The organism is Ferruginibacter sp. (assembly GCF_031430955.1).
Classification (GTDB): Bacteria; Bacteroidota; Bacteroidia; order Chitinophagales; family Chitinophagaceae; genus Ferruginibacter.
On sequence record NZ_JANPCM010000135.1, the window covers coordinates 1 to 3,885 of the forward strand.

Annotated in this window: 2 protein-coding genes; both read right to left on the reverse strand. The window is 40.1% G+C overall.

All coding sequences use genetic code 11. The features are described 5' to 3' along the window. Positions 1 to 704, reverse strand: a 704-nt coding sequence (locus ACY65O_RS03670; protein WP_462219496.1) for an NAD(P)-binding protein, incomplete at its 3' end; no start/stop codon positions are given. A gap of 444 nt (positions 705 to 1,148) precedes the next feature. Beyond that, on the reverse strand, positions 1,149 to 3,885 hold a 2,737-nt coding region (gltB, locus tag ACY65O_RS03675), incomplete at its 5' end, for a glutamate synthase large subunit (RefSeq protein WP_462219497.1).

Genomic DNA, 3,885 nt, shown 5'->3' on the forward strand with positions numbered 1-3,885 from the left:
GATAAAACAACGGCATTAAATTCTCTCAGCAAATCATTAATGCTTACGTCCACTCCTACATTAGCGTTGCATCGGAACACCACGCCTTCTTCTTCCATTAATTTTATCCTTCTGTCTATCACCCATTTTTCTAATTTAAAATCGTGTATGCCATAACGCAATAGACCTCCGTGTAAATCATCTCTTTCCAACACCATTACATTATGACCGGCATAATTCAATTGTGCCGCTGCTGCCAGGCCTGCCGGGCCGCTGCCTACCACTGCAATTTTTTTACCTGTGCGAAGAATTGGTTTTTTGGGTTGCACAAAACCTTTATCAAAAGCAATTTCAATAATATGCTTTTCTATTTCTTCGATAGTTATGGCTGGTTGATTAATACCCAACACACAGGCCGTCTCACATGGCGCCGGACAAATTCTTCCGGTAAACTCCGGAAAATTATTGGTAGATGATAAAATGTCGTACGCTTCTTTCCATTCTTTGCGGTACACGGCATCATTAAATTCAGGAATGATATTGCCCAGCGGGCAACCGTTATGACAAAACGGTACACCACAGTTCATACAACGGCCCGATTGTTCATTCAACTTTTGATCGGTGTAGCGTTGAATAAATTCATTGTAATCATTCAGCCTTTCTTCCACTTTTCTTTTAGCTGGAAGTTCTCTTGTAAATTCTAAGAAACCTGTTGGTTTGCCCATTTGATTGTGTTTTTTTATTGCCCCCATCCCCTAAAGGGGAGTTATTCGGAGTTTGTATTTTTTTTATTGATAGCTTTTATAAAAAAATTTATTCTTTTGGGCCAAGCTTTATTATTTCTATTAAGCTTCGGTGGCGTCGCACTCTTGTACAACATAACTTTATTGAACTTTAATTATGTTTTACAAAAGCAAAACCGGTTTGCGGCAGTAGCAGCTTCTTTTATTTTTGCTGGGTGAGCCACTCTTTAAGGAGTGACCCACCCTAACTTAATTTTGCAAAAGCACCTTCCGTCCCTACGGGACGATGAAAAACATATACTATCTTTTCTACCCATCTTAAGCTCCTACGGAGCTGTTATAAATTATCATCTTCGTTTCATTCTTCGCAACAATCTCCTCCATTTCCCTCTCCTAAAGGAGAGGATAGGTGAGGTGAAATTCGCTTTAATCTCCGCTTCGGTAAAAGTTCCACATTGGTATGCCGCACAAGAGTGCGACGCAACAATGATGAGCAAAGCTTCTATGCCCGTCCCCAAAAAAAAATAATTTACTGACCTTTGCTTTTATCTTTTTTCCTGCCAAAGCTTTTTTATAATCTTTAGGAAAAACTTTTACAAAATTTTTCAACTGATTTTCAAAATCATTCAGTACAAATTTTGCAACGGTACTTTTTGTATTGTCAAAATGCTTTTGAATCATGGATTGTAAAAAAGAAATATCCTCTTCTGCAACAGGATCAATATCCACCATTTCTTTATTACAGGATTTTGCAAACTGGTGCTGCACATCATATATATATGCAATGCCTCCGCTCATGCCTGCTGCAAAATTGCGTCCGGTTGCACCCAAAATAATTACATTGCCACCCGTCATGTATTCGCAGCCGTGGTCGCCAACGCCTTCTACCACTACGTTTGCACCGCTGTTGCGTACACCAAAACGTTCGCCGGCTTTTCCTCTGATAAAAGATTCGCCATCGGTAGCGCCATAAAAAGCCACGTTACCAATAATACTATTTTCTTCAGGTACAAAGCCAGCATCTTTTGATGGATACACAATTAATTTGGCACCGCTTAATCCTTTACCAAAATAATCATTGGCATCGCCTTCCAGTTCTAATGTTACGCCTTTGGTATTAAAGGCGCCAAAACTTTGTCCTGCTGTGCCGGTAAATTTAAAATGGATTGTTTCATCAGGCAAACCATTAGCCTTGTACAATTTTGTTATTTCGTTACTTAAAATTGTTCCTGTAGTTCTGTCGATATTTTTTATATTGAAAGAAGCACTAATTTTTTGTTGTTCTGCCAAAGCAGGAATTGCAGCTTCTAATAATTTCCAGTCTAATACTTCTTTTAATTCATGATCCTGCTCTTCCATATTATATAAACCGGTGTATGCAGATGCAGGTTCTTTATATAATATTGCAGAGAGATCAAGGTTATTGTATTTCCAGTGTGCAACATTTTCTCTTTGCTCCAAACACTCTGCCTGGCCCACCATTTCGTTAATGGTTCTAAATCCAAGCTCTGCCATAATTTCTCTTAACTCTTCCGTTAAAAACATAAAGAAATTAACCACATGATCTGCATTGCCGGTAAAACGTTTTCTTAATTCAGGGTCTTGTGTGGCCACACCAACAGGGCATGTATTTAAATGACACTTACGCATCATGATACAACCTTCTACCACTAACGCTGCAGTGGCAACGCCCCATTCTTCGGCACCCAACAAAGTTGCAATCGCAATATCACGGCCAGTTTTCATTTGCCCATCGGCCTGCAAAACCACACGGCTGCGTAATTTATTTTTTACTAAAGTTTGATGCGATTCTGCCAAACCTAACTCCCACGGTAAGCCGGCGTGTTTGATAGAACTTATGGGTGATGCACCTGTGCCACCATCATGACCGGAAATTAAAACAACATCCGCTTTTGCTTTTGCAACACCTGCAGCAATAGTACCCACACCGGCTTTGCTTACTAATTTTACATTTATTCTTGCGGCACGGTTGGCATTTTTTAAATCAAAAATTAATTGCGCTAAATCTTCAATAGAATAAATATCATGGTGCGGCGGTGGAGAAATTAATCCTACACCGGGTGTTGCATGGCGCACTTTACCAATCCACTCATCTACTTTATGGCCGGGCAACTGTCCACCTTCGCCAGGCTTGGCACCCTGTGCCATTTTAATTTGTAATTCATCTGCCTCGGTTAAATACAAACTGGTAACACCAAATCTTGCAGATGCCACCTGCTTAATTGCAGAACGCATGCTGTCGCCATTGGGTAATTTATCATAGCGCCTGTCATCTTCGCCACCTTCGCCGGTATTACTTTTACCGCCCAAACGATTCATGGCAACTGCCAATGTAGTATGTGCTTCCCAACTGATAGAACCAAAACTCATGGCGCCTGTTGCAAAGCGCTTATAAATATTTTGTGCCGGTTCTACTTCGTCAATTGAAATGGAAGGCCTGTTCTTTTTAAATTGGAACAAACTACGCAGCGTAGCCGCTTTTTCACTCTGGTCGTTTACATGCTTGCTGTATTTTTTAAACGTTGCATAATCATTCATTTTTGTAGAGTACTGCAATAAATGAATGGTTGTAGGATTAAACAAATGAAATTCACCTTTGCGTTTCCATTGGTAAATACCGCCAACGGGCAATCTATCCACCGGAATATTTTTTTGACTGAATGCTACATAATGTTTGGCTAATGCTTCTTTTGCAATGCCATCTAAATTCACACCCTCAATACGGCTGATGGCACCGGTAAAATATTTATCTACCACTTCTTTATTCAATCCTAATATTTCAAAAATTTGTGCACCCTGGTAAGATTGTAAAGTGGAGATGCCCATTTTAGAAAACACTTTCAGCAAACCATCACACACTGCTTTGATATAATTTTTACGCAGGTCATTCCATTCTAAATCTGTTTGCAGTGTGCCATTATTTTTCATGTTGCGGATGCTGGCCATTGCTAAATATGGATTGATAGCAGTTGCACCAAAACCAATTAAACATGCAAAGTGATGCACTTCCCAAACATCGCCGGCTTCTATTACAATACCTACCTGCCCACGCAAACCTTTACGAATTAAATGATGATGCACTGCTGATGTTGCCAGCAAAGTTGGTATTGCAGCATGATCACTGTCCACAGCACGGTCGCTT